Below are 23,323 nucleotides of genomic sequence, written 5' to 3' on the forward strand. Positions count from 1 at the left end.
AATCCCACCCAGGCGTGAAGCCCGGGACGGGGTATTACTTGGCACTGACTTTCGGCACGCTGTTGAGTTCTCAAGGAGCGGACGCACACCAACTCGACCCTCTCGGGCTTCCTCGGTGGCTGCTTGTCCTACTCTACGCCGGCTCCGGAGTCCTGCACCGCTCGGGTGCTCCTCCGTGGCCCTCGCGGGCTCGTCCGGCGCGAAGAGAACAGTACACGACTCCCGGCGGGCGTGCACACGGGGTCTCGGTCACACCCCGTCACGGGCGGTCAGAGACCGAGGAAGGTCTCGATCCCCACGGTCAGCCCCGGCCGCGCGCCGATCTCGCGGACGGCGAGCAGGACGCCGGGCATGAAGGACGCGCGGTCGAAGGAGTCGTGCCGCAGCGTCAGGGTCTCCCCCGCCGCGCCCATGAGGACCTCCTGGTGCGCGACCAGGCCGGTGAGCCGCACCGCGTGCACCGGGATGCCCTCGACGTCGGCACCGCGGGCACCGGGCAGCGAGTCGGTGGTCGCGTCCGGCGACGCCGGCAGCCCGGCCGCCCGGCGTGCGGCGGCCACGAGGCGCGCGGTGCGGACGGCGGTGCCCGACGGTGCGTCGACCTTGTTCGGGTGGTGCAGCTCGACGATCTCCGTGGAGGGGAAGAAGCGCGCGGCCTCCTGGGCGAAGCGCATGAGCAGCACCGCGCCGATGCCGAAGTTGGGGGCGATGACCACGCCCACCTCGGGCTTGGGCTCCAGCCACTCGGCGACCGTCGCCAGCTTCTGCTCGTCGAAGCCCGTCGTCCCGACGACGCAGTGGATGTTCTGGTCGATGCAGAACCGGATGTTGTCCATGACGACGTCCGGGCGGGTGAAGTCGACGACCACCTGCGCGCCGGCGTCGGCGACGTTGAACAGCCAGTCCCCCTCGTCGACCATCGCGACGAGCTCGAGGTCGTCGGCGGCGTTGACCGCCTTCACCACCTCGGTGCCCATCCGGCCCCGGGCGCCGAGCACACCGACCGAGATCCGGGGCGGCTCGCCCGTGGTCGCGCCGGTCGCCTGCTGGTGGGGTGCGGGGGTGCTCGTGGTCACCGGGTCAGGCTTCCCGGCGGCCCGTCCCGATGCAAGACGGCCTCCGCACCGGTCACCCGGGCGGCCCGGCGCTCCCCCACCGCCCACAGCAGCAGGCCGAGCGCGACGCCGGCGGCGTCGGCGAGCCAGTCGAGAACCGAGCCCGAGCGCTGCAGCGGCGTCACCGCCTGGACGACCTCGCTGACCGCGCCGTAGGCGAGCAGGAGCACCGCCAGCGGTCCCGGCCGCGTCCCCGCCCACCGGCCGGCGAGCGCCAGCGCCAGGAACAGCGCGAGGTGGACGAGCTTGTCCACGCCCGGAGGGGCGGCGGGGACGTCGGAGGCCGGCGCGAACAGCACGGCGAGCGAGACGAGCACCGTCACCGCGAAGGCGCCGCGGGACAGCGCACCGTGCACGCGGAACGCCGGGGAGGGACTCGGGTCGGTCATCGGTCTCCGGGGTCGGGCTGGGCGGGGTCAGAGCCGGTCGAGGTCGGACTCCCGGTAGGGGCCGACGACGGCGAGGCAGGTCTCCCGGCCCAGCAGGTCCGCGGCGACCGCGCGCACCTGCCCCTCGTCGACCGCGGCGATCCGGTCGAGCACCTCGCGCACCGGGACGTACTCCCCGTACGACAGCTCGCTCTTGCCCAGCCGGCTCATCCGCGAACCGGTGTCCTCGAGGCCGAGCACCGTCCCGCCGCGCAGCTGACCGCGGCCGCGGGCCACCTCCTCGGAGGTGAGCCCCTCGGCGGCCACCCGGGCCAGCTCCTCGCGCACCAGGCGCAGCACCTCGGGCACCCGCTTCTTGGCGCAGCCGGCGTAGACGGAGAACGCGCCGGTGCCGGCGTAGGAGGTCAGCGCCGACCCGACGCTGTAGACCAGGCCGCGCTTCTCCCGGATCTCCTGGAACAGCCGCGAGCTCATCCCGCCGCCCACCGCCGTCTCCAGGACCGCGGCGGCGTAGCGCCGCTCGTCGAACCGGCTGAGCGCGAGGCTGCCCAGCAGCAGGTGCGTCTGCTCGGTCTTCCGGCTGACCAGCCCGGCGGGCCGCGCGGGGCGGCCGGGGACCAGTTCCTCGCCGCGGCGCAGCGGTGCCGGGGACGCCGTACCGGACAGCCGGTCGCCGAAGACCGCCGTCACCAGGTCGACCACCTGCTGGTGGTCCACCCGGCCGGCGGCGGTGACCACCATCGAGGGGACGGAGTAGCGCGAGCGGTACCAGCCGTCGACGTCGTCGCGGGTCAGCCCCTCGATCGACTCGACGGTGCCGAGCACCGATCGGCCCAGCGGGGTGCCGCCGAACAGCGTCTCGGCGAACAGGTCGTGCACCAGGTCGGAGGGCTCGTCGTCGCGCATGGCGATCTCCTCGAGCACCACCGTCCGCTCGGACTCCAGGTCCTCGGCGGTGTTGAGCGCCTCGGTCACCAGGTCGCCGAGCAGCGTGACCGCCAGCGGGAGGTCGCTGGCGAGCACGTTGGCGTAGTAGCAGGTGTGCTCCTTGGCGGTGAAGGCGTTCATCTCACCGCCGACGGCGTCCATCGCCGTCGCGATCTCCAGGGCGCTGCGGCTGCGGGTGCCCTTGAACAGCAGGTGCTCGAGGAAGTGCGAGGCGCCGGCGACCCGGTCGGTCTCGTCCCGGGAGCCGACGCCCACCCAGATGCCGAGGGTGGCCGAGTGGACGCCGGGCATCGTCTCGGTGAGCACGCGCAGCCCGCCGGGCAGCACCGTGCGCTCGACCCGGCCGCCGACCTCGTCGACGTCGATGACGCGGGCGACACCGACCGGGGCCGGGGCGGACGTGAGGTCGGTGGACCCCACGCCGGCCCCGGCCCCGGTCGGCGTCGGTTCGGCGACCGTGTCAGGCCTCCGCGGGAGCGGGGGCGTCGGCCGGGGCCGCGCCGTCGCCGGCGGCGGCACCCTCGCCCTCGCCCTCGGCGGCCACCGGGACCAGGCTGATCTTGCCGCGGGCGTCGATGTCGGTGATCTCGACCTGCAGCTTGTCGCCGACGTTCACGACGTCCTCGACCTTGCCGATCCGCTTGCCGCCGCCCAGCTTGCTGATGTGCACCAGGCCGTCCTTGCCCGGCAGCAGCGAGACGAAGGCGCCGAACGGCGTCGTCTTGACGACGGTGCCGAGGAAGCGCTCCCCGACCTTCGGCATCTGCGGGTTGGCGATCGCGTTGATGCGGTCGACCGCGGCCTGGGCCGACGGGCCGTCGGAGGCGCCGACGTAGATCGTGCCGTCGTCCTCGATGGTGATCTCGGCGCCGGTCTCGTCCTGGATCGAGTTGATCATCTGGCCCTTGGGGCCGATGACCGCGCCGATCTTGTCGACCGGGATGCGCACCGTGGTCACGCGCGGGGCGTAGGGGCTCATCTCGTCGGGGCCGTCGATGGCCTCGTTCATCACGTCGAGGATGTGCAGACGGGCGGCGCGTGCCTGGGTCAGCGCCTGGGCGAGCACGTCGGACGGGATGCCGTCGAGCTTGGTGTCCAGCTGCAGGGCCGTGACGAAGTCCTTGGTGCCGGCGACCTTGAAGTCCATGTCGCCGAAGGCGTCCTCGGCGCCGAGGATGTCGGTCAGCGCGACGTACTCGGTCCTGCCGTCGACCTCGTCGGAGACCAGGCCCATGGCGATGCCGGCGACCGGGGCGCGCAGCGGCACACCGGCGTTGAGCAGCGACAGGGTCGAGGCGCAGACCGAGCCCATCGACGTCGAGCCGTTGGAGCCCAGCGCCTCGGACACCTGCCGGATCGCGTAGGGGAACTCCTCGCGGTCGGGCAGCACCGGCAGCAGGGCGCGCTCGGCGAGCGCGCCGTGGCCGATCTCGCGGCGCTTGGGCGAGCCCACGCGGCCGGTCTCGCCGGTGGAGTACGGCGGGAAGTTGTAGTTGTGCATGTAGCGCTTGCGCGTCTCGGGCGAGAGCGTGTCGAGCTGCTGCTCCATGCGGAGCATGTTCAGCGTGGTGACGCCCAGGATCTGGGTCTCGCCGCGCTCGAACAGCGCCGAGCCGTGCACCCGCGGGACGACCTCGACCTCGGCCGACAGCGGCCGGATGTCGGTGACGCCGCGGCCGTCGATGCGGACCTTGTCGCGCAGGATGCGCTGCCGGACGACCTTCTTGGTGACGGCGCGGAAGGCGGCCGACACCTCCTTCTCGCGGCCGGCGAACTGCTCGGCCAGCGAGGCGGCGACCTCGTCCTTGAGCGCGTCGGTGGCGTCGTTGCGCTCCTGCTTGCCGGCGATGGCCTGCGCCTCGGTCAGCCGCTCGAGGGCGGCGGACTCGACGGCGGCGTACACGTCGTCCTGGTAGTCCAGGAAGCGCGGGAACTCCGCGACCGGCTTGGCGGCCTTCTCGGCCAGCGCCGTCTGCGCCTCGCACAGCGCCTTGATGAAGGGCTTGGCGGCCTCGAGGCCCTGGGCGACGACCTCCTCGGTCGGCGCGGTGGCGCCGCCGCGGACCAGCTCGATCGTCTTCTCGGTGGCCTCGGCCTCGACCATCATGATCGCGACGTCGCCGTCGGGGAGCACGCGGCCGGCCACGACCATGTCGAAGACGGCGTCCTCGAGCTCGGCGTGCGTGGGGAAGCCGATCCACTGGCCGCCCACCAGGGCGACGCGGGTGCCGCCGACCGGGCCGGAGAACGGCAGGCCCGACAGCTGGGTGGACGCCGACGCGCCGTTGATGGCGAGCACGTCGTAGAGGTGCGCCGGGTCCAGCGACAGCACGGTGATGACGACCTGGACCTCGTTGCGCAGGCCCTTGGCGAAGGTCGGCCGCAGCGGCCGGTCGATGAGCCGGCAGGTGAGGATCGCGTCCTCGCTGGGGCGGCCCTCGCGGCGGAAGAACGAGCCGGGGATGCGCCCGGCGGCGTACATCCGCTCCTCGACGTCGACCGTCAGCGGGAAGAAGTCGAAGTGCTCCTTGGGCTGCCTGCTGGCCGTGGTGGCCGACAGCAGCATGGTGTCGCCCATGCTGACGACGACCGAGCCGGCGGCCTGCTTGGCCAGCCGCCCGGTCTCGAAGGTGATGCTGCGGCTGCCGTGGCTGCCGTTGTCGATGACCGCGGTGGCGGTGGTGACCCCGTCCTCGGGGTCGTACTCGGCAGCGATGCTGCCCTGGGTGGTGGGTGCGGACACGTCGTCCTCTTCCTACGTCGCATGCGGCGACGTCCTCTTCGTGGCGTCCTGCGCCGGACTGCTCCCGGGTGACCGGTCTTCGATCGAAGCCCACGGGGGTCGTTCCCCCTCCCGTGGAGGGGCATTCCCGGGGGCCACCACCGAGGACCGGCCGGCGTCGGGGTGCGCGGGCGGGGCGCCGGGGGTCCCGTGGGGCGGGTGCCCCACGAGAGAGGGGACCGTCCCGGGCGGGACGGTCCCCTCTGGGTCAGCGGCGCAGACCGAGCCGCTCGATGAGCGAGCGGTAGCGGTTGATGTCGGTCTTCGCCAGGTAGTTCAGCAGCCGGCGACGGCGGCCGACCAGCAGCAGCAGGCCGCGCCGGCTGTGGTGGTCGTGCTTGTGCTGCTTGAGGTGCTCGGTCAGGTCGCTGATCCGGCGGGTGAGCATCGCGACCTGGACCTCGGGCGAGCCCGTGTCCTTCTCGACCGTCGCGTACTCGGTCATGATCTGCTGCTTCGTCGCGCTGTCGAGCGCCATGGGCGGGCCTCCTGGCCAGGTCGGGTGTGGCCCCCGGTCTGGGTCACGGGGGCAGGTGTGCACACACGTCGGGCGGGGCCCGACACCTGCGAGGCTACCAGCGCGCCGGCGGGGGCCCGCCGCGGTGATCACCCGGCGGGGGGCAGCCCCAGGACGGCGCGGGTGCGGACGACGTCGGCGGCCATGGCCGTCACCAGCTCGTCGACCCCGGCGAAGGCGGTCATCGGGCGCAGCCGGGAGACGAACTCGACGCCGACGTGCTCGCCGTAGAGGTCGCCGGCGAAGTCGAGGACGTGGGCCTCCACGGTGCGCCGGGAGCCCTGGAAGGTGGGGTTGGTGCCCACCGAGACCGCGGCGGGGCGGCTGTCGAGCGTGCGCCCGGCGGGGTCGCGGGTGACCAGGGACCCGGCGTAGACGCCGTCGGCGGGGATCGCGGTGTACGGCGGGCACTCGACGTTCGCCGTCGGGTAGCCGAGCTCCCGGCCGCGCCGGTCGCCGCGGACGACGACGCCGTCGACCCGGTGCGGGCGGCCCAGCGCCCGCGCCGCGCTCTCCATGTCCCCGGCGGCGACGCAGGCGCGGATGTAGGTCGAGGAGATCGTCACCTCGCCGTCGGCGGAGGCGTCGCCGGCCAGCGGGATCCCCTCGACGGCGAAGCCGAACCGGCGGCCCTCCTGGGTCAGCGTGGTGACGTTCCCGGCGGCCCTGTGCCCGTAGGTGAAGTTCTCGCCGACGACGACCGCCGCGGCGTGCAGGTCCTCGACGAGCACGCCGTGGGCGAACTCCTCGGGGGTGAGCCGGCTGAACTCGGGCGTGAACGGGATGACGCACATCGCGTCGACGCCGAGCCCGGCGACCAGCTCGGCCTTGCGGTCCAGGGAGGTGAGGATCGCCGGGTGCGAGCCGGGCCGCACGACCTCGGTCGGGTGCGGGTCGAAGGTGACCAGCACGCACGGCCGGTGCAGCGCCCGCGCGCGGGCGACGGCGGTGCCGATCAGCTGCTGGTGGCCGCGGTGGACGCCGTCGTACATGCCGACGGTGACCACCGTCCGGCCCAGGTCGGCCGGGACGTCGGCCAGCCCACGCCAGTGCCGCACCCGCCCGCTCCCCCGTGTCGCCGCCGGGTCGCTCAGGCGACCCGGTGCAGCCAGCCGTGGGTGTCGGGCACCCGGCCGTGCTGGATGTCGAGCAGGTGCTCGCGCAGGCCCATGGTCACCGGCCCCGGCGTCCCGTCGCCGACGGTGAAGTCGCCGGTGCGCGCCTTCACCTCGCCGACCGGGGTGATGACCGCGGCGGTGCCGCAGGCGAAGGTCTCGGTGACCGTGCCGTCGGCCACGCCGGAGCGCCACTCGTCGACGCTGAACCGGCGCTCGGTCACCCGCATGCCGCGGTCGCGGGCCACGGTGACCAGCGACTCGCGGGTGATGCCGGGCAGCAGCGTGCCGGTGAGCTCGGGGGTGACCAGCTCGGCGTCGTCGCCGGAGCCGAGGACGAAGAACAGGTTCATCCCGCCCATCTCCTCGACGTAGCGCTTCTCCAGCGCGTCGAGCCAGACGACCTGGTCGCAGCCGGCGGCGATGGCCTGCTCCTGGGCCAGCAGGCTGGCGGCGTAGTTGCCGGCGCACTTGACGTCGCCGGTGCCGCCGGGCGCGGCCCGGATGTAGTCCTCGGACAGGTAGACGCTCACCGGGTGCACGCCGCGCGGGAAGTACGCGCCAGCCGGGCTGGCGATGACGAGGAACAGGTACTCGTTGGCCGGGCGCACGCCGAGGAAGGGCTCGGTGGCCAGCTGGTAGGGCCGGAGGTACAGCGTCTGGTCGGGGCCGGTGGGCACCCAGTCGCGGTCGGCGTCGACGAGCGCGTCGACGGCGGCGATGAACGCCTCCTCGGGCACCGGCGGCATCGCCAGCCGGCGGGCGCTCCGGGCGAAGCGGGCCGCGTTGGCCTCGGGCCGGAAGGTCGCGACGCTGCCGTCGGGCTGGGCGTAGGCCTTGAGGCCCTCGAAGATCGACTGCGCGTAGTGCAGCGCGGCGGTGGCCGGGTCCACCTGCAGCGGCGCGTACGCGGTGAGCCGGGCGTCGTGCCAGCCGCGGCCGGCGGTCCAGCGGGCCACGAACATCGAGTCGGTGAAGTGCCGGCCGAAGCCGGGGTCGGCGAGCACCGCCCGGCGCTCGGCGGCCGGGCGGCGGGTCACGTCCTCCACGGTCACCGGCACGCCCTCGGTGAAGACCCGGGGCGTGGTCCTGCTGTCGGCGAGCGTGTCGGTCATGGCTCCCACCTGCGCGTGCTCCGTCTGCGGCCGGGGCGGCGTCGGGGCCGCCCCTCCGCTCACAGTAGCCCCGGGCCCGGCGGCTGCCGGGAGCCGACCGCCGCCGTCGCCCGCGCGGGTCAGGGCCGGTCCGGCGCCGAGCTCTCGACGACCTCGTAGGACCACAGGTGCTGCGAGTCGCTGGCCGCCGGGGCGAGCTCGTCACCCCCGCCCTCGTGGGCGCGGGCGAAGTCCTGCCCGTCCTCCCAGGAGCGGTAGGCCTCCTCGCTCTCCCACCGGGTGTAGACGAGGTACTGGTCGGTGCCCTCCAGCGGCCGCAGCAGCTCGAACCACTCGAAGCCCGGGGTCTTCTCCACGGCGCCGGCGCGGCCGCGGAAGCGCTCCTCGAAGCGCTCCTGCATGTGCGGCGGCACGGTGATGGCGTTGATCTTGACGACGCTCATGGCAGCCCCCTTCCCGCCCGCGGGGACCGTCAATCCCCTGCGGCCTCCCGCGGGCCGGGCCAGGATGGCCCGATGACCCCGGCTCCGCGGCCCGGCGTGCTGTTCGACGTCGACGGCACCCTGCTCGACACGAACTACCTGCAGGTCCTCGCCTGGTGGCAGGCGTTCCGCGACACCGGGCACCCCGAGGTGTCGATGGCCGACTGCCACCGGGCGATCGGCATCGCCAGCGAGGAGCTGGTCACCCACCTCCTCGGTGAGGACGCCGACGACGCCGGCGAGGTGTCCGACGCCAAGACCCGCCGCTACGAGCCGCTGCGCGAGCTGGTGACCGCCTTCCCGCGCGTCGACGAGCTGCTGGCCGCGTGCCGGGAGCGGGAGCTGGCCGTGGTGCTGGCCACCAGCGGCAAGGACTCGGACCTGGAGTGGATGGTGCCGGCGATCGGTGGCGACGACGTCGTCGACGGGGCCACCTCCTCGGCCGACGTCGAGGCGGCCAAGCCGGCGCCGGACCTGTTGCAGACCGCCGTCGACCAGCACGGCCTGGACGCCGCGCGCACCGTCGTCGTCGGGGACACCGTCTGGGACGTGCGGTCCGCGCGCGACGCCGGGCTGCCGTGCATCGCGCTGACCTGCGGCGGCATCTCCCGCGCCGAGCTGGAGGACGCCGGCGCCGACGAGGTGTACGACGACCCCGCCGACCTCCTCGACCACCTGGACGACTCGCTGATCGGCAAGCTCGTCCGGGACTAGCTCGTCCGGGACTAGGCGGAGGACCCCCGTGCCCCCACGCCTCGCACGCGCAGGCGGAGGGCCCCTGCACGGGAGCCGTTCCAGACCGTCACCCGGGGAAGCCGACGGCGACCCGGGCGGTGGACCCGGCGTCCTCGACGAGCGCGACCAGCCGGCCCGCCGGGTCGACGGCGGCGCTGAGCCCCGGCCGCCCGGTCGCCGCGACCCGCTGGCCGTACCCGAGGGCGCGGGCCTCGTCGTCGGTGAGCCGCCGCTCGGGGTAGATCGCCGTCGCGGCCTCGGGGAGGGTCAGCGTCCCCGGCCCGCCCCCGGCGGCGAGCGCGGCCGCGGCCTCCTCGACCGGGGCGGCCTGCGCGGTGGTGAACGGGCCGGAGGCGGTGCGGCGCAGCGCGGTGAGGTGCCCGCCGACGCCGAGCGCGGCCCCGGCGTCGCGGGCGATGGCGCGGACGTACGTCCCGGCGGAGCAGGACACGGTGACCTCGACGTCGACCAGGCCGGGCCCGGTCCGGTCGACGCGGTGCACGTCGATGCGGTGCACGGTGACCGGGCGGGGCTCGAGCACGACCTCCTCGCCGGCCCGGACGCGGTCGTAGGAGCGGCGGCCGCCGACCTTCACCGCGCTGACCGACGAGGGCACCTGCAGCAGCGGGCCGGTCTGGGCGGCCAGCGCCGCGCGGATCGCGTCGTCGTCGAGGTGCCCGGCGGGGGTGGTGGTGAGGACCTCGCCCTCGCGGTCGTCGGTCACGGTGGTCTGCCCGAGACGGATCGTGGCGTCGTAGACCTTGTCCGAGCCGCCCAGGTGGCCCAGCAGCCGGGTCGCCGACCCGACGCCGAGCACGAGCAGACCGGTGGCCATCGGGTCGAGGGTGCCGGCGTGGCCGACCCGGCGGACCGACAGCACCCGCCGGGCCCGGGCGACGACGTCGTGCGAGGTCATCCCGCCGGGCTTGTCGACCAGCAGGATCCCCGGGGTGACGTCGGCGTCGGCGGCGCGGCGGCGGCTCATGCCGGGGTCCCCGCGGAGACGTGGAGCGCCGGCGGAGCGTCGTCGTGGGGTGAGCTCACGCCCCCACCGTCGCAGGCGCGGTCAGCCACCTGTCCCCCGCCACCCGGGCGAGCACCGCGACCAGCCGCAGCGCGATGAACGCCGTGAGCCCGGTCCAGACACCGGCCAGCCCCCAGCCCAGCGGTCCCGACAGCAGCGACAGGGGCAGGAAGCCGACCAGCGCGGCGCCGACGGTGACCGTGCGCAGGTAGGCGACGTCGCCCGCCCCCATGAGCACGCCGTCGAGGGCGAAGACGACCCCGGCCAGCGGCTGGAACCCGGCGAGGAACCACCAGACCAGCTCCGCCTGCTCCCGGACGGCGGGGTCGCCGCTGAACAGCGGCACGAGCAGGTCGCGGCCGGCCAGCAGCGCGACGGCGACCAGCACGCCGGTGCCCAGGCCCCACAGGGTGACCCGGCGGGCGGTGGCGCGGGCCTCGCCGGGCCGGCCGGCACCGAGCGCGTGGCCGACCAGCGTCTGCGCGGCGATGGCGTAGGCGTCGAGGACCAGCGCGAGGAAGAGGAACAGCTGCAGCGCGATCTGGTGGGCGCCGAGCTGCGCCTGCCCGGCGCGCGCGGCGACCCCGGCGGCGACCAGGAAGGCCAGCTGCAGCACGGTGGCGCGCAGCAGCAGGTCGCGGCCGAGGACCAGCTGCGCCCGCACGGCGGCCGGCCGGAACCGCCAGTCGGCGCCCTCGCGCAGCAGCGCCCGCACGAACAGCGACGCGGTGAGCGACTGGCCGACGAGGTTGGCCACCGCGGAGCCGGGCAGCCCGAGGCCGGCCGGGTGCACCAGCAGCGGGCAGAGCACCAGGCTCAGCAGGCTGCCGGCGAGCACGAAGCGCACCGGCCGGCGGAGGTCCTGCACGCCGCGCAGCCAGCCGTTGCCGGCCAGGGACACCAGCAGCAGCGGCGCGCCGCAGCCGGCGATCCGCAGCCACTGCTCCCCCGCCGCGGCCACCTCTCCGGGCCCGCCGGCCAGGGCGCGGGTCAGCGGGCCGGCCAGGAGCTGGAAGAGCACGACGACGGCGGCGCCGAGCAGCAGCGCCAGCCAGGTGGCCTGCACGCCCTCGGCGACCGCCCCGGCGCGGTCCCCGGCCCCGGCGCGGCGGGCGGCGCGGGCGGTGGTGCCGTAGGCGAGGAAGTTGAGCAGCGCGGCCGCCCAGGCCAGCAGCCCGCCGCCGACGGCGAGCCCGCCCAGGGGGACGGTACCCAGGTTGCCGACGACCGCTGTGTCGACCAGCAGGTACAGCGGCTCGGCGGCCAGCACGACCAGCGCCGGGACGGCCAGCCCCAGGACGGACGGCGCCCGCTCCGTCACCGCGCCGTCGTCGCGGACGACACCAGGGCACGGATCGCCGCCATCGTCGCCTCGCGGTCCAGGTGCGAGGTGAAGCCCGCCGCGGCCCGGTGCCCGCCGCCGCCCAGCGCCATCGCGACACGGGCGACGTCGGTGCCGCCGCGCGAGCGCAGCGACACCGCCCACGAGCCGTCGTCCTGCCCCTTGAGCACGCAGGCGACGTCGGCCTCGGCGGTCGACCGGACGACGTCGACCAGCGCCTCGAGCTGCTCGCCGGGCAGGCCGTGCTCGGCCGCCTCAGCGGTGCTCGACCAGGTCCACACCAGCCCGGCGCCGACGCCGGGCTCGAGCACCGCCCGCCCGGTCACCGCCGACAGCAGCCGCAGCCAGCCGAACGGGGCGGTGTCGAACAGCCGCTGGCTGATGGCCGCGTGGTCGATGCCGGTGGACAGCAGCCGGGCGGCCAGCACGTGGGTGTCCGGCCGGGTGCTGCTGAAGCGGAAGGAGCCGGTGTCGGCGGCCAGGCCGGCGTACAGCACCGTGGCCAGGCCGGCGTCGAGGGCGACGCCGAGCTCGTCGAGCAGGCCGGCGACGAGGACGACGGTCGCCGGGGCGGCCGGGTCGACCAGCCGCACGTCCCCGAAGCCGGGGTTGCTCGCGTGGTGGTCGACGACGACGGAGGTGCCGGCGTCGCCGAGCAGCGCGGCCAGCTCGCCCAGGCGGGCGGGCGAGGCGGCGTCGAGGCTGACGAAGACGTCCGGGGACGCGGGGACGGCGGTCGAGGGCACCAGGCCCTCGGTCCCGGGCAGCCAGCCGAGCGAGTCCGGCAGCACGGGGCGGCCGGGGAACGTGGCGGTCACCCGGGCGCCGCGGCGGCGCAGCCCCTCGGCGAGGGCCAGGGTGCTGCCCAGCGCGTCGGCGTCGGGCTGCACGTGCCCGCTGAGCACGACGGTGGCGCCGGTGTCGGCGGCCGCGGCCAGCACGGCGGCCGGGGTGCGCAGGGGCACCCCGGCGGTCGGCGCGGTCACGGGTCAGGCGTCGGGGCCGGGATCGGCCACCGGGGGTGCGTTGCAGTCCTCGGTCACCCGCCCGCCCCCGGGCGGCAGCGGCGGGCCGCCGTCGTCGGGCTCGTCCTCCGCGATGGAGGGCACCGCCCCGATCTGGCCCTCGCGGCCGCCGTCGGTGGGGTCGCCGGCGTTCGGCTCGGCCCGCCCGCCGAGCTCCGAGCGGCCCTGCCCCTCCCCGGGGAGGTGCGGGTCCGGGTCGTTCTCGCTCACGAGGCACTCCTGTGCTCGGGGGACGTGCTGACGTCGGCGTCGGAGGTCTCGTCGTCCTCCTCCGGGTGCCGGTAGGGGTCGGCCTCGCCGGCGTAGGTGGCGTGCTCGCGTAGGCGAGCGAGCTCGGCGTCGGCGTGCCGGACCCGCTCGAGGGCCTCGTCGAGCTCGCGCGCGGTGTCGGGCACGTGGTCGGCGACGAAGGTCAGCGTCGGCACGAACTTGATGCCGGTCTGCCGGCCCACGGTCGAGCGCAGCACCCCGGTGGCCGAGGCGAGCGCCTTGGCGGAGTCCGCGACGGCGGTGGCGTCGCCGTAGACGGTGTAGAAGACGGTGGCCTCGCGCAGGTCGCTGGTCACCCGCGCGTCGGTCACGGTGACCATGCCCAGCCGGGGGTCCTTGATCTGGGACTCGATCGCGGCGGAGACGATCTGTCGGATGCGCACCGCGAGCTTGCGGGCGCGGGCGGGGTCGGCCACGGCGGACCTCCGGGGGTCGGGGCGTCGAGGACGCCGGTGGACAGTGGGCGGCCCCCTCGCAGGGGCCCGCCCCGAGCCTGCGAGGGGTGGGGGCGAGGGGGTCCTTCATCAGGCGTCGGTGTCGGAGAACAGCTGCCGGTGCGTCGACAGCAGCGTCACCTCCGGCCGCTCGGCCAGCAACCGCTCGCAGGCGTCGAGGACGTCGGTCACCTGGCCGGCGTCCCCCGCGACGGTGGCGACGCCGACCTGCACGCGGCGGTGCAGGTCGACGTCGCCCACCTCGGCCGCGGCCACGGCGAAGCGGCGCCGCAGCTCGGCCACGATGGGCCGGACCACGGCGCGCTTGCCCTTGAGCGAGTGGACGTCGCCCAGCAGCAGGTCGGCGGTGAGCGTGCCGGTGAACACGCTCACCGCCTCCCTGGTGCCTGACGACGTCGATCACGTGCCGGTGTGGCCCCCTCGCAGGGCCCCGCCACGAGCCTGCGAGTGGTGGGGGGCGAGGGGGCCCTTCGTCAGTCGCGCGGCTTCTCGCGGACCTCGAAGGTCTCGATGACGTCCTCGACCTTGACGTCGTTGAACGACCCCAGGCCGATACCGCACTCGTAGCCCTCGCGGACCTCGGTGACGTCGTCCTTGAAGCGGCGCAGCGACTCGACCGTCAGGTTGTCGGCGATCACCACACCGTCGCGGATGACCCGGGCCTTCGAGTTCCGGGTGATCGTGCCGCTGCGGACGATCGAGCCCGCGACGTTGCCGATGCGCGGCACCCGGAAGACCTCGCGGATCTCCGCCGTGCCGAGCTCGACCTCCTCGAACTCCGGCTTGAGCATGCCCTTGAGGGCCGCTTCGATCTCCTCGATCGCCGAGTAGAGGACCGAGTAGTACCGGACGTCGACGCCCTCGCGGTTGGCGAGCTCGGTGGCCTGGCCCTCGGCCCGGACGTTGAAGCCGATGACGATGACGTCGTCGGCCAGCGCCAGGTCGATGTCGCTCTTGCTGATCGCGCCGACGCCGCGGTGGATGACCCGCAGCGAGACGTCATCGCTCACCTCGATCTTCATGAGCGCGTCCTCGAGCGCCTCGACGGTGCCCGAGTTGTCGCCCTTGATGATCAGGTTGAGCTGGCGGTTCTCCTTCAGCGCGGCGTCGAGGTCCTCGAGGCTGATCCGCTTGCGCATCGAGGCGTTCTGCGCGTTGCGGATGCGGGCCTGCCGCCGGTCGGCGATCTGCCGGGCGACCCGGTCCTCCTCGACGACGAGGAAGGTGTCACCGGCACGCGGCACCGAGGTGAGACCGACGACCTGGACCGGGCGGGCCGGCGTGGCCTCCTTGAGCTTCGCGCCGTGCTCGTCGAGCAGCGACCGCACGCGGCCGAAGGCGTCACCGGCGACCAGCGAGTCACCGACCCGCAGGGTGCCGCGCTGGACCAGCACCGTGGCGACGGGGCCACGGCCACGGTCGAGCTTGGCGTCGATGACGACGCCCTGGGCGTCCATCTCGGTGTTGGCGCGCAGGTCGAGCGCGGCGTCCGCGGTGAGCAGGATCGCCGCCAGCAGGTCGTCCAGACCCTGCCGGGTGACCGCCGAGACGTCGACGAACATCGTGTCGCCGCCGTACTCCTCGGCCACCAGCCCGTACTCGGTGAGCTGCTGGCGGATCTTGGCGGGGTTGGCCCCCTCCTTGTCCACCTTGTTCACCGCGACCACGATCGGCACCTCGGCGGCCTGGGCGTGGTTGAGCGCCTCGACCGTCTGCGGCATGACGCCGTCGTCGGCGGCGACCACCAGGACGACGATGTCGGTGACCTTCGCGCCACGGGCACGCATCGCGGTGAACGACTCGTGACCCGGGGTGTCGATGAAGGTGATCGCCCGCTCCTGGCCGTCCAGCTCGGTGGCGATCTGGTACGCGCCGATGTGCTGGGTGATGCCGCCGGCCTCCCGCGCCACCACGTTGGTGTTGCGGACGGCGTCGAGCAGCTTCGTCTTGCCGTGGTCGACGTGACCCATGACCGTGACGACCGGCGGACGGGTCTCCCAGTCCTCCTCGTCGCCCTCGTCACCGAAGGTCAGGTCGAAGGTCTCGAGGAGCTCGCGGTCCTCGTCCTCCGGGCTGACGACCTCGATGTTCCAGCCGATCTCGGCACCGAGCAGCTGCAGCGTGTCCTCGTTCACCGACTGCGTCGCGGTGACCATCTCGCCCAGGTGGAACAGGGCGGTCACCAGCGCGGCCGGCTGGGCGCCGATGCGCTCGGCCAGGTCGGTCAGCGAGGCGCCGCGGGGCAGCCGGACGGTCTGCCCGTTGCCGCGGGGCAGGCTGACGCCGCCCATGCTGGGCGCCGCCATCTGGTCGAACTCCTGGCGCCGCTGCTTCTTGCTCTTGCGCCCGCGGACCGGACCGCGGCCACCCGGACGCCCGAAGGCACCCGCGGTGCCCGCACCGGAGCCGCCACGACCACGGCCGCGGCCACCGCCGCCGCCGCCGCCGCGGAAACCACCGCCGGCCGGCGCACCGGCACCGGGGCCACCGCCGCCGGGACGGAAACCGCCACCGCCACCGCCGCCGGGACCACCGGGACGGCCGCGGCCACCGGCACCACCGGGGCCGCCGGGACGGCCGGCACCGGCCGGACGCGGCGGCATCATGCCCGGGTTCGGCCGGGGCGGCATCATGCCCGGGTTCGGCCGGGGACCACCCGGACCGGCCGCGGGACGCGGACCACCCGCACCGGGACCCGGACGCGGGCCACCGGGACGGGGACCACCGGCGCCGGGTGCCGGGCGCGGACCGCCGGCACCGGGACCCGGACGCGGGCCACCCGCCGCCGGGCCCGGACGCGGGCCACCGGCAGCCGGACCCGGACGCGGGGCGCTGCTGAAGGGGTTGTTGCCCGGCCGCGGGGCCGGACGCGGGCCCGGACGCGGGCCGGCACCCGGGGCGCCGGGCGCGGCACCGCCGGGACGGGCCCCACCGGGAGCCGCCGGGCGCGGGGCACCCGGACGCGCGGGACCGGGGACGGGGCCACCGGCCGGACGCGGCGCGGGCGCACCCGGACGCGGGGCGCCCGGCGCGGCCGGACGCGGACCCGAGGGCGCGGCCGGCTGCTGGGTCGGCGCGCCGGCGGCCGGGGCCTGGGGCGCGCCCGCGGCCGGGGCCTGGGGCGCGGCCGCGGCCGGAGCCTGGGGCGCAGCCGCGGCCGGAGCCTGGGGCGCGGCCGGACGCGGGCCTGGCGTCGGCGCACCCGGACGCAGGGCACCGGGCCGCGGACCCGGCGTCGGGCCGGCCGACGGCGCGGGCGCGGACGGGGCGGCGGGGGGCTGCGGCGCACGCGGGGCGGGCGACGGCGCGGGGGCCGACGCGGCCGGCGAGGGCGCCGCCGGGCGCGGGGCGGCGGGACGGGCGGGGGCACCGCCGCCGTTGCCGCCGCCGGCGTTGCCGCCGGTGGACGCGCCGAGGGCCTCCCGGAGCCGCCGGGCCACGGGGGCCTCGACGGTCGAGGAGGCGGACTTCACGAACTCGCCCTGCTCCTTGAGCTTGGCGAGCACGGTCTTGCTGTCGACCCCGAACTCCTTGGCGAGTTCGTGGACGCGGGCTTTGCCTGGCACGGATCTCCTCTTGTGAGGCCGGCGGCTCGCCCGCGCGACCTCGTTGTCAGTAGTGCATGGTCTGGCTTGTCATCGTGGGGACTTCACGGCTGACTCATCCGACGACGTCCTGCTCTCGACGTGCGGACCGGCCGGTTGCCGGTCCGTCTGTGGGAAGTGCGGTCTGTCGTTCGTCCGCTGTCGCCCGTCCCGGGCCCGGGTCCCCCGGCGCGGAGGCGCCGAGGACGTGGGTCCGGAGCGGACCGGCCTCCACCGCGGCACCGCGCGGGAGGCGCAGTGCCCGGGAGAAGGCCCGGCGTCGCTCCGCTGCGTGGAGGCACTCCGGGGTGGGGTGCACGGACGCGCCCCGGCCGGGGAGCCGCCGTCGCGGATCGGGCACGAGGGTCCCGGACCGGTGGACGACACGCAGCAGGTCGGTGACCGGAGCGCGCTCCCGGCAGCCCACACAGGTGCGCACCGGGATCGACGTTTCGGCCACCCGTCACTCTAGCGCGCTGCGGGACCCCGTTGTTCCGGACGCCGCGGACCGGACCGCAGCCCGCCCCCACCGGGGGACGGCCGCCCGCCCGGGGTGCCGGCGCGGACCGGTGGCGGGCCCGAGCGCAGCGGCGGGCGCCCCACGCCGGGCGAGGGGGTGGCGTCGTCGGGCCGGGCGTCGCTGCGGATGTCGATCCGGCAGCCGGTGAGCCGGGCGGCGAGGCGGGCGTTCTGCCCCTCCTTGCCGATGGCCAGCGACAGCTGGAAGTCCGGGACGACGACGCGCACCGCCTTGGCCTTCGGGTCGACCAGCGTGGCGCTGCTCACCCGGGCCGGGCTGAGCGCGGAGGCCACGAAGGTCGCCGGGTCGTCGGACCAGTCGACGATGTCGATCTTCTCGCCGTGCAGCTCGCTCATGACGTTGCGCACCCGCTGCCCCATCGGGCCGATGCAGGCGCCCTTGGCGTTGAGCCCCGGCACGGAGGTGCGGACGGCGATCTTCGAGCGGTGCCCGGCCTCCCGGGCGACGGCGACGATCTCGACGCTGCCGTCGGCGATCTCGGGGACCTCGAGGGCGAACAGCTTGCGCACCAGGTTCGGGTGGGTGCGCGAGACGGTCACCTGCGGGCCGCGGTGGGTGCGCGACACGGAGACGACGTAGGCGCGCAGCCGGCTGCCGTGCGGATAGCTCTCGCCGGGGACCTGCTCGGCGGCGGGCAGGACCGCCTCGACCTTGCCGATGTCGACCAGGACCGCGCCCTGGGCGTTGCGGCGGGCGTCGGCCTGGACGACACCGCTGACGATGTCGCCCTCCTTGCCGGCGTACTCGCCGAAGGTCTGCTCGTGCTCGGCGTCGCGCAGCCGCTGGACGATGACCTGCTTGGCGGTGCTGGCCGCGATGCGGCCGAAGTCGCTGGGGGTGTCGTCCCACTCGCGCACGACCTCGCCGTCGGGGCCCAGCTCCTGCGCGAGCACCGCGACCTCACCGGTCCTGCGGTCGACGTGCACCCGCACGTGCTTGGCCGCGCCGTCGGCGTGGCGGTACGCGGTCACGAGCGCCGTCTCGAGGGCCTCGATGACCGTGTCGACGGGGATGCCCTTCTCCCGCTCGACCGCCTTGAGGGCGGTCACGTCGATGTTCACTGTCCTCCTCCGTCGTCGTCGCCCTCGTCGTTGCCCTCGTCGTCGTCCACGTCGTCGTGCACGTCGAGCACGTCGTCCGGGTCGTCCGCCGCGTCGTCCGCCGGGTCGTGCGCCGGGTCGTCCTTGCCCGGGCGGCCGAACTCGACCTGCACCCGGCCGGAGCCGAGCTCGGCCCAGGGCACCTGCCGGGGCGTCGGCGGCCGCTTGCGGGCACCGGGCCTGGCCTTCGGCTCGACGGCGAGGGTCACGCCCTCGTCGTCGACGGCGGTGACCCGGCCGGTCACCTGCTCGGCCGCCCCCGCCGGGCCGACGGTCACGGTGACCAGCCGGCCGGTGTTGCGCCGCCAGTGCCGCGGCTCGGTGAGCGGCCGGTCGACGCCGGGGCTGGTCACCTCGAGCACGTAGGGGGCGCGGCCGAGCTCGCCGTCGTTCTCGTCGAGGACGGCCGAGACCGCCCGGCTGACCTCGGCGACGTCGTCGAGGGACACGCCCTCGTCCCGGTCGACGACCACGCGGACGACGCTGCGCCGGCCGGCGGGCGTGACCACGAGCTCCTCGAGGTCGTAGCCGGCGGCACCCACCACGGGCTCGATCCAGCCGGCCAGCCGTGTGGCGGCCGGGTCCTGCCGTGACCCTGCGGCCGGGTCATTCCGTGACCCTGCGGCCGGGTCCTGCCGTGACCCTGCGGCCGGGTCCTGCCGTCCCCTCGCGGACACGGGCTCCCTCCCCTCCTGCAACCGGTCGGAGCTCGTGCTCGGCGGACCGCACCGTCCGGGGCCGCGCCCGGTGGCGCGGGCTCGCGCGGCACCGGCCGCGGCGTACCCGGGGAGTCGTCAGGCTACCGCTCCACCGGGGACCGGGGCCCGGCCGCTCGGGCGGGTGACCTCCCCGGGGTCCCGACGCGCCCGGGAGCCGTCCGGGCGGGCGGGGCGGCTCCTGGGAGGATGGCGGGCGATGTCCGTCTCCCCCGCCCCCGCCGGGTTCCCGCGCCGCCGCCTGCTCGCGGGCACGGCGGGGCTGGCGCTGCTGCTGGCCGGCTGCACCTCCGGCGACCCCGGGCAGACGGCGCAGGAGACGGCGGCGCAGGATCGGCTGGCCCGCCAGGTCGCCGTCCAGGAGGCGGTGGTGGCCGCCTACGACGCGGCGGTCGCCGCGGACCCCGCGTTCGGCGGGACGATCGCCGACCTGACCGGGCAGGCGCAGGAGCAGCTGGCGCGGCTGCGCGCGGCGGCGCCGGGGGCGACCCCGTCGTCGTCCGCCCCGCCGTCCCCGCCCGCGGGCGGGGACCTGCGCGCGTGGCTGCGCGAGCAGGTGGGCGCCGCGGCCGCCGCGCACGCGGCCGCCTGCGTGGACGCCTCGGGTGCCGGGGCCGCGCTGCTGGGGTCGATCGCGGCGGGGCTGCGCGGGCACGCCGCCGCGCTGGCGTGAGGGGGCCGCAGTGACCGAGGACGGGACCGCCGGGAGCGCGGAGGACACCGCGCTGCGCGCGGTGGTGGCCGCCGAGCACGCGGCGGTGTGGGGGTACGGCGTCGTCGGGGCCGCCCTGCCGGCCGACGGCCGGTCGCCCGCCGCCGACGCCGAGCAGGCCCACCGGGACTCCCGCGACCGCCTGGCGGAGCTGCTCGACGAGCGCGGCGCCGACCCGGTACCCGCGGAGGCCGGCTACGAGCTGCCCTTCCCGGTGCTCTCGCCGGTCGACGCCGCGGCCCTGGCGGTCGTGCTCGAGGACGGCGTCTCCGCGGCCTGGGTGGCGCTGCTCGACGCCGCGGAGGAGCCCCGGGTGCGGCAGCTCGCCGTCGACTCCCTGGGCGCCGGCGAGGAGCGCGCCGTGACCTGGCGCGCCGCGGCCGGCCGCACCCCCGTCACGTCGGCCCTGCCCGGTCTCGACTGAGCTCCCCGGCCTGCCCGCAGGGGCCCGCCGCGGGCCTGCGAGGGGCAGGGAGGTCCTCACCCCAGCGCGCCGAGGAAGGCGTCGGTGACGGCGACGGCGGCGCTGCTGGACTGCCCGCCCTCGACCAGCACCGCGAACGCGATGTCGCCCTGCGGGCCGCCGAGCTGGTAACCGGTGAACCAGCCGTGCGCGTCCGGCGGGGTGTTGCTGCCGAACTCGGCGGTGCCGGTCTTGCCGTAGACCTCGCCGCGGTCGGCCAGTGCCTGCGCGGTCCCGGTCAGCACGACCTGGCGCATCATCGGCCGGAGCTGGTCGAGCACCGCCTGGCCCGGGCCGGCCGGTGCGGGGCCCGCCGGGTCGGCGCCGACCACCTCGACCGGGGCGGCCGGGGTGCCGCCGGCCACGCCCGCGACCACCAGCGCCATCTGCGCCGGGCTCACGAGCACCTGGCCCTGGCCGATCGCGTCCGCGGCCTTCGTGGTGCCGGTGGCGTCGGCCGGGACGCTGCCGCTGAACACGTCGACCGGCAGCTGCCAGTCGCTGCCCACCCCGTAGGAGGCGGCCGCCGCGGCCAGGGCGTCGTCGGGCAGCTGCAGGCCGGCCTGGATGAAGGTGGTGTTGCAGGACTGGGCGAAGGCCTCGGTGAAGGGCACGGTGCCGAGGTCGAACTGGTCCTGGTTCTCGAACTCGCGGCCCTCGACGACCGTCGTCCCCGGGCAGGGGACCGGGGTGTCCGGGGTCAGCGCGCCGGCGGACAGGAGCGCGGTCGCCGTGATCGTCTTCATGCTCGAGCCCGGCGGGTACTGGCCGGTCAGGGCGTTGCCGGCCGCCGCGGCCTCGTTCGAGGAGACGGCGAGCACCTCGCCCGTGCCGGGCCGGACCACGACCAGGTGGGTCGCCAGCGGCTGGGTGGCGACGGCGCCGTCGGCGGCGTCCTGCAGCGCGCGGACCAGCGGAGTCCGGATCGGCCGGCCGGGGACGGGGGCGACGGCGCCGACCTCCTGGCCGGCGTCGCCGGTGGACTCGTCGGTGCTCACCACCGAGACGGTGAAGCCGGGGGTGCCGGTGAGCTGCTCCTGGTAGGCGCGCTGCAGGCCGGAGAGGCCGAGCTGGTCCCCCGCCGCGTACACCGCCTCGTCGTCCCCGGTGGTCTCCTCGAGCACCTCGGCCGTGGCCGCCCCGACCCGGCCGAGCAGCGCGGAGGCGAACCGGGCCGACGGCGCGAGCAGCCGCGTCTCGGTGGGGAAGACCGCGCCGGGCAGGTCGAACACCTGGGCGCGGATGGCCTCGAAGTCCGGCCGCCGCAGGGTGATGACGGGGACGAACTGGCCGGCCGGGGCGGCCTGGACGTCGGCGGTGATCTCCTCGGCGGGCACGCCGGTGGCCGACGACAGCGCCGCGGCCAGCGACGGCAGGTCGGCGACCTGGCCGGTGTCGACGCCGACGTTGACGACCTCGGTCGGGGTGAACAGCGGCTGGCCGGCAGCGTCGGTGATCGCGGCACGCTCGGGCAGCGACCGGGTCAGCTGCAGGCGCTGGCCCTCCCCCAGCTCGGGGTGTACCAGCGTGGGCTCGGCGACCACCCGCCAGGCGCCCGCACCGTCGCCGTCCCCCTCCCGCAGCTCGAGGGTGGCCTCGTAGGTCCAGTCGGGTGCCGCGGCGAGGTCCCAGGTGGCGGTCCAGCCGGCGGTGGCGGTGCCGTCCTGGACGGTGACGTCGCCGAGCTCGGCGTCGAGCGTGGCCCCGGGCAGGTCGGTGGCGGTCTGCCCGAGCAGCGCGGTGGCGGCGTCGGGGTCGGTGGTGGCGTCGGCCGCGGCGCCGGTGTCGCCCCCGGCCCAGTCGTCGAGGAAGGCCCGCGCGGCGGCGCGGACGTCGTCCTCCGAGCTGCCGGAGCAGGCGGCGAGGGCCGGTGCGGAGAGGAGGGTGAGGACCGTGCCGAGGACCGCCGTGCGTCGTGCTGCCACGACGGCACAGCCTCCCAGAACGGTCCGACGTTCCGGTGGCGACGTGCTGGGACGGCCACCCTTCAGGGACCCGCGCCGGGCTCGCGAGGCGTGGGGGGAAGGGTGGTCCTCCTAGAAGAGGACGCTGGCGTAGCGGCCGACCTCGCGGAACCCGACCCGGTCGTACACCGCACGGGCGGGGGCGTTGTAGTCGTTGACGTAGAGGCTGACCACCGGGGCGATCATGGTCCGCGCGTACTCGACGACGGCGGCCATCCCGGCGGCGCCGATGCCCCGGCCGCGCACCTCCGGCGCGGTCCACACGCCCTGCACCTGGCACGCCGCCCGCGAGACCGCGCCGATCTCGGCCTTGAACAGCACCCGGCCGTCCTCGATCCAGGCCAGCGACTGGCCGGCGCGGACGAGGTCCTCGACCCGCGCCCGGTAGCCGACGCCGCCGTCGGTCCGCAGCGGGCTGACGCCGACCTCCTCGGTGAACATGGCCACCGCCGCGGGCAGCAGCACGTCGACCTCGCGCGGGCGCACCGGCCGGACCCGCGGCTCGGGGGCGATCGCCGGCGGGCCGTCGATGGCCAGGAGCGGCTGCCGGGGCCGGTGGTCGCGGCACGGGCCCCAGGCGGGCTCGAGCAGCTCCCACAGCGGGGCGACGGCCGCGGCCGGCCCGACGATCGTCGAGCAGCGTCGGCCGGCCCGGCGGGCGCGCTCGGCGAACGCCTCGGCCGCGGCCCGCTCGGCGCCGGGGACGGCGAACGGGATGAGGTTGGCCCCGGCCAGGCAGACGGCGTCGAGGCTGCGGCCGGCGCCCATCCCCCACAGCGGCGCCCCGAGGGTCGACGGCGCGGTCCCGGCCGCCTCCACGCGGCCGGCCAGCACGCACGCCGCGACCGGGTCGGAGGCCAGCAGCCGGCGAACGGCCGGCTCGTCGGTCTCGTCGAGGACGCGGGCGGTCGGCGAGCGGAGCACGGGTC

The 23,323-nt window shown here is 75.9% G+C and carries 23 protein-coding genes and 1 pseudogene; 3 read left to right on the forward strand and 21 right to left on the reverse strand.

What is annotated here, in order from left to right; translation table 11 throughout:
- Positions 1-269 precede the first annotated feature (269 nt).
- The 8 genes from dapB to ACI79Z_RS20950 form a co-directional block, all read right to left on the reverse strand.
- Positions 270-1,076 (reverse strand): 4-hydroxy-tetrahydrodipicolinate reductase, encoded by an 807-nt coding sequence (gene dapB, locus ACI79Z_RS20915; protein ID WP_387994322.1) that lies wholly within the window; start codon positions 1,074-1,076, stop codon positions 270-272.
- Positions 1,073-1,504 carry a VanZ family protein gene (locus tag ACI79Z_RS20920; RefSeq protein WP_456903779.1) on the reverse strand — a complete coding sequence of 144 codons (432 nt, stop codon included), beginning with the start codon at positions 1,502-1,504 and terminating at the stop codon, positions 1,073-1,075. Before ACI79Z_RS20920 ends, dapB begins: the two co-directional genes overlap by 4 nt.
- Positions 1,505-1,531: 27 nt before the next feature.
- Entirely contained in the window at positions 1,532-2,872 is a 1,341-nt protein-coding gene (locus ACI79Z_RS20925) for a M16 family metallopeptidase (protein ID WP_456903781.1), read from the reverse strand.
- Between the two features lie 40 nt (positions 2,873-2,912).
- Positions 2,913-5,195: a polyribonucleotide nucleotidyltransferase gene (locus ACI79Z_RS20930; protein ID WP_387994313.1), complete on the reverse strand. Its 2,283-nt coding sequence runs from the start codon at positions 5,193-5,195 to the stop codon at positions 2,913-2,915.
- Between the two features lie 247 nt (positions 5,196-5,442).
- Positions 5,443-5,712 carry a 30S ribosomal protein S15 gene (rpsO, locus tag ACI79Z_RS20935; RefSeq protein ID WP_072920360.1) on the reverse strand — a complete coding sequence of 90 codons (270 nt, stop codon included), beginning with the start codon at positions 5,710-5,712 and terminating at the stop codon, positions 5,443-5,445.
- A gap of 128 nt (positions 5,713-5,840) precedes the next feature.
- Positions 5,841-6,809, reverse strand: coding sequence for a bifunctional riboflavin kinase/FAD synthetase (locus ACI79Z_RS20940; RefSeq protein WP_387994310.1), 969 nt, complete (start codon positions 6,807-6,809; stop codon positions 5,841-5,843).
- A 32-nt stretch (positions 6,810-6,841) separates the two neighbouring features.
- A complete protein-coding gene (locus tag ACI79Z_RS20945) occupies positions 6,842-7,981 on the reverse strand; it encodes a branched-chain amino acid aminotransferase (RefSeq protein ID WP_387994308.1) in 1,140 nt (379 codons plus the stop codon).
- 119 nt (positions 7,982-8,100) lie between these two features.
- The gene (locus ACI79Z_RS20950; protein WP_387994305.1) at positions 8,101-8,424 is read right to left on the reverse strand and encodes an antibiotic biosynthesis monooxygenase family protein; all 324 of its coding nucleotides are present in this window, start codon (positions 8,422-8,424) and stop codon (positions 8,101-8,103) included.
- Between the two features lie 72 nt (positions 8,425-8,496).
- Here ACI79Z_RS20950 and ACI79Z_RS20955 point away from each other — a divergent pair, with 72 nt between their 5' ends.
- The gene (locus ACI79Z_RS20955; RefSeq protein WP_387994302.1) at positions 8,497-9,177 is read left to right on the forward strand and encodes an HAD family hydrolase; all 681 of its coding nucleotides are present in this window, start codon (positions 8,497-8,499) and stop codon (positions 9,175-9,177) included.
- Positions 9,178-9,265: 88 nt separating this feature from the next.
- On the opposite strand, the gene truB is transcribed toward ACI79Z_RS20955, so the two are convergent.
- The 11 genes and pseudogenes from truB to rimP all read right to left on the reverse strand — a co-directional run bounded on the left by truB (position 9,266) and on the right by rimP (position 19,084).
- On the reverse strand, positions 9,266-10,183 hold the full coding sequence (truB, locus tag ACI79Z_RS20960) for a tRNA pseudouridine(55) synthase TruB (protein ID WP_456903784.1): 918 nt from the start codon (positions 10,181-10,183) through the stop codon (positions 9,266-9,268).
- 55 nt (positions 10,184-10,238) lie between these two features.
- On the reverse strand, positions 10,239-11,543 hold the full coding sequence (locus ACI79Z_RS20965) for an MATE family efflux transporter (RefSeq protein ID WP_387994296.1): 1,305 nt from the start codon (positions 11,541-11,543) through the stop codon (positions 10,239-10,241).
- Positions 11,540-12,550: a DHH family phosphoesterase gene (locus ACI79Z_RS20970; RefSeq protein WP_456903787.1), complete on the reverse strand. Its 1,011-nt coding sequence runs from the start codon at positions 12,548-12,550 to the stop codon at positions 11,540-11,542. Before ACI79Z_RS20970 ends, ACI79Z_RS20965 begins: the two co-directional genes overlap by 4 nt.
- A gap of 3 nt (positions 12,551-12,553) precedes the next feature.
- Complete coding sequence (locus ACI79Z_RS20975) at positions 12,554-12,799, reverse strand: hypothetical protein (protein ID WP_456903789.1); 246 nt, start codon at positions 12,797-12,799, stop codon at positions 12,554-12,556.
- Complete coding sequence (gene rbfA / locus ACI79Z_RS20980; protein ID WP_387994288.1) at positions 12,796-13,275, reverse strand: 30S ribosome-binding factor RbfA; 480 nt, start codon at positions 13,273-13,275, stop codon at positions 12,796-12,798. Before rbfA ends, ACI79Z_RS20975 begins: the two co-directional genes overlap by 4 nt.
- A 108-nt stretch (positions 13,276-13,383) precedes the next feature.
- Entirely contained in the window at positions 13,384-13,686 is a 303-nt protein-coding gene (locus ACI79Z_RS20985) for a DUF503 domain-containing protein (protein ID WP_456903791.1), read from the reverse strand.
- A 101-nt stretch (positions 13,687-13,787) separates the two neighbouring features.
- On the reverse strand, positions 13,788-15,620 hold the full coding sequence (gene infB, locus ACI79Z_RS20990; RefSeq protein WP_387994282.1) for a translation initiation factor IF-2: 1,833 nt from the start codon (positions 15,618-15,620) through the stop codon (positions 13,788-13,790).
- 1,113 nt (positions 15,621-16,733) lie between these two features.
- A pseudogene (locus tag ACI79Z_RS20995) lies at positions 16,734-16,880 on the reverse strand (translation initiation factor IF-2 N-terminal domain-containing protein); the annotation flags it as partial.
- A 94-nt stretch (positions 16,881-16,974) separates the two neighbouring features.
- Positions 16,975-17,358: a YlxR family protein gene (locus ACI79Z_RS21000; protein ID WP_456903793.1), complete on the reverse strand. Its 384-nt coding sequence runs from the start codon at positions 17,356-17,358 to the stop codon at positions 16,975-16,977.
- Between the two features lie 8 nt (positions 17,359-17,366).
- The gene (nusA, locus tag ACI79Z_RS21005; protein ID WP_387994480.1) at positions 17,367-18,500 is read right to left on the reverse strand and encodes a transcription termination factor NusA; all 1,134 of its coding nucleotides are present in this window, start codon (positions 18,498-18,500) and stop codon (positions 17,367-17,369) included.
- Positions 18,497-19,084 (reverse strand): ribosome maturation factor RimP, encoded by a 588-nt coding sequence (gene rimP / locus ACI79Z_RS21010; protein WP_456903795.1) that lies wholly within the window; start codon positions 19,082-19,084, stop codon positions 18,497-18,499. Before rimP ends, nusA begins: the two co-directional genes overlap by 4 nt.
- A gap of 370 nt (positions 19,085-19,454) precedes the next feature.
- Between rimP and ACI79Z_RS21015 the strand changes: the two genes are divergently transcribed.
- Complete coding sequence (locus tag ACI79Z_RS21015) at positions 19,455-19,928, forward strand: hypothetical protein (protein WP_456903797.1); 474 nt, start codon at positions 19,455-19,457, stop codon at positions 19,926-19,928.
- A gap of 10 nt (positions 19,929-19,938) precedes the next feature.
- Positions 19,939-20,391, forward strand: a complete 453-nt coding sequence (locus tag ACI79Z_RS21020; protein WP_456903799.1) for a ferritin-like domain-containing protein — start codon at positions 19,939-19,941, stop codon at positions 20,389-20,391.
- A 56-nt stretch (positions 20,392-20,447) separates the two neighbouring features.
- Here ACI79Z_RS21020 and ACI79Z_RS21025 read toward each other — a convergent pair whose 3' ends face one another.
- Both ACI79Z_RS21025 and ACI79Z_RS21030 read right to left on the reverse strand, forming a co-directional pair.
- Positions 20,448-22,355: a penicillin-binding transpeptidase domain-containing protein gene (locus ACI79Z_RS21025; RefSeq protein WP_456903801.1), complete on the reverse strand. Its 1,908-nt coding sequence runs from the start codon at positions 22,353-22,355 to the stop codon at positions 20,448-20,450.
- A gap of 111 nt (positions 22,356-22,466) precedes the next feature.
- Entirely contained in the window at positions 22,467-23,318 is an 852-nt protein-coding gene (locus ACI79Z_RS21030; protein WP_387993370.1) for a GNAT family N-acetyltransferase, read from the reverse strand.
- Positions 23,319-23,323: the final 5 nt, after the last annotated feature.

This window comes from Geodermatophilus sp. SYSU D00663 (assembly GCF_054050655.1).

Bases quoted from the DNA above. Each gene is read 5' to 3' on its own strand.
- ACI79Z_RS20945 (WP_387994308.1), bottom strand. From the start codon at position 7,981: ATGACCGACACGCTCGCCGACAGCAGGACCACGCCCCGGGTCTTCACC.
- ACI79Z_RS20920 (WP_456903779.1), bottom strand. From the start codon at position 1,504: ATGACCGACCCGAGTCCCTCCCCGGCGTTCCGCGTGCACGGTGCGCTG.
- ACI79Z_RS20955 (WP_387994302.1), top strand. From the start codon at position 8,497: ATGACCCCGGCTCCGCGGCCCGGCGTGCTGTTCGACGTCGACGGCACC.
- infB (WP_387994282.1), bottom strand. From the start codon at position 15,620: ATGGCGGCGCCCAGCATGGGCGGCGTCAGCCTGCCCCGCGGCAACGGG.
- rpsO (WP_072920360.1), bottom strand. From the start codon at position 5,712: ATGGCGCTCGACAGCGCGACGAAGCAGCAGATCATGACCGAGTACGCG.
- ACI79Z_RS21015 (WP_456903797.1), top strand. From the start codon at position 19,455: ATGTCCGTCTCCCCCGCCCCCGCCGGGTTCCCGCGCCGCCGCCTGCTC.
- truB (WP_456903784.1), bottom strand. From the start codon at position 10,183: ATGAGCCGCCGCCGCGCCGCCGACGCCGACGTCACCCCGGGGATCCTG.
- ACI79Z_RS20950 (WP_387994305.1), bottom strand. From the start codon at position 8,424: ATGAGCGTCGTCAAGATCAACGCCATCACCGTGCCGCCGCACATGCAG.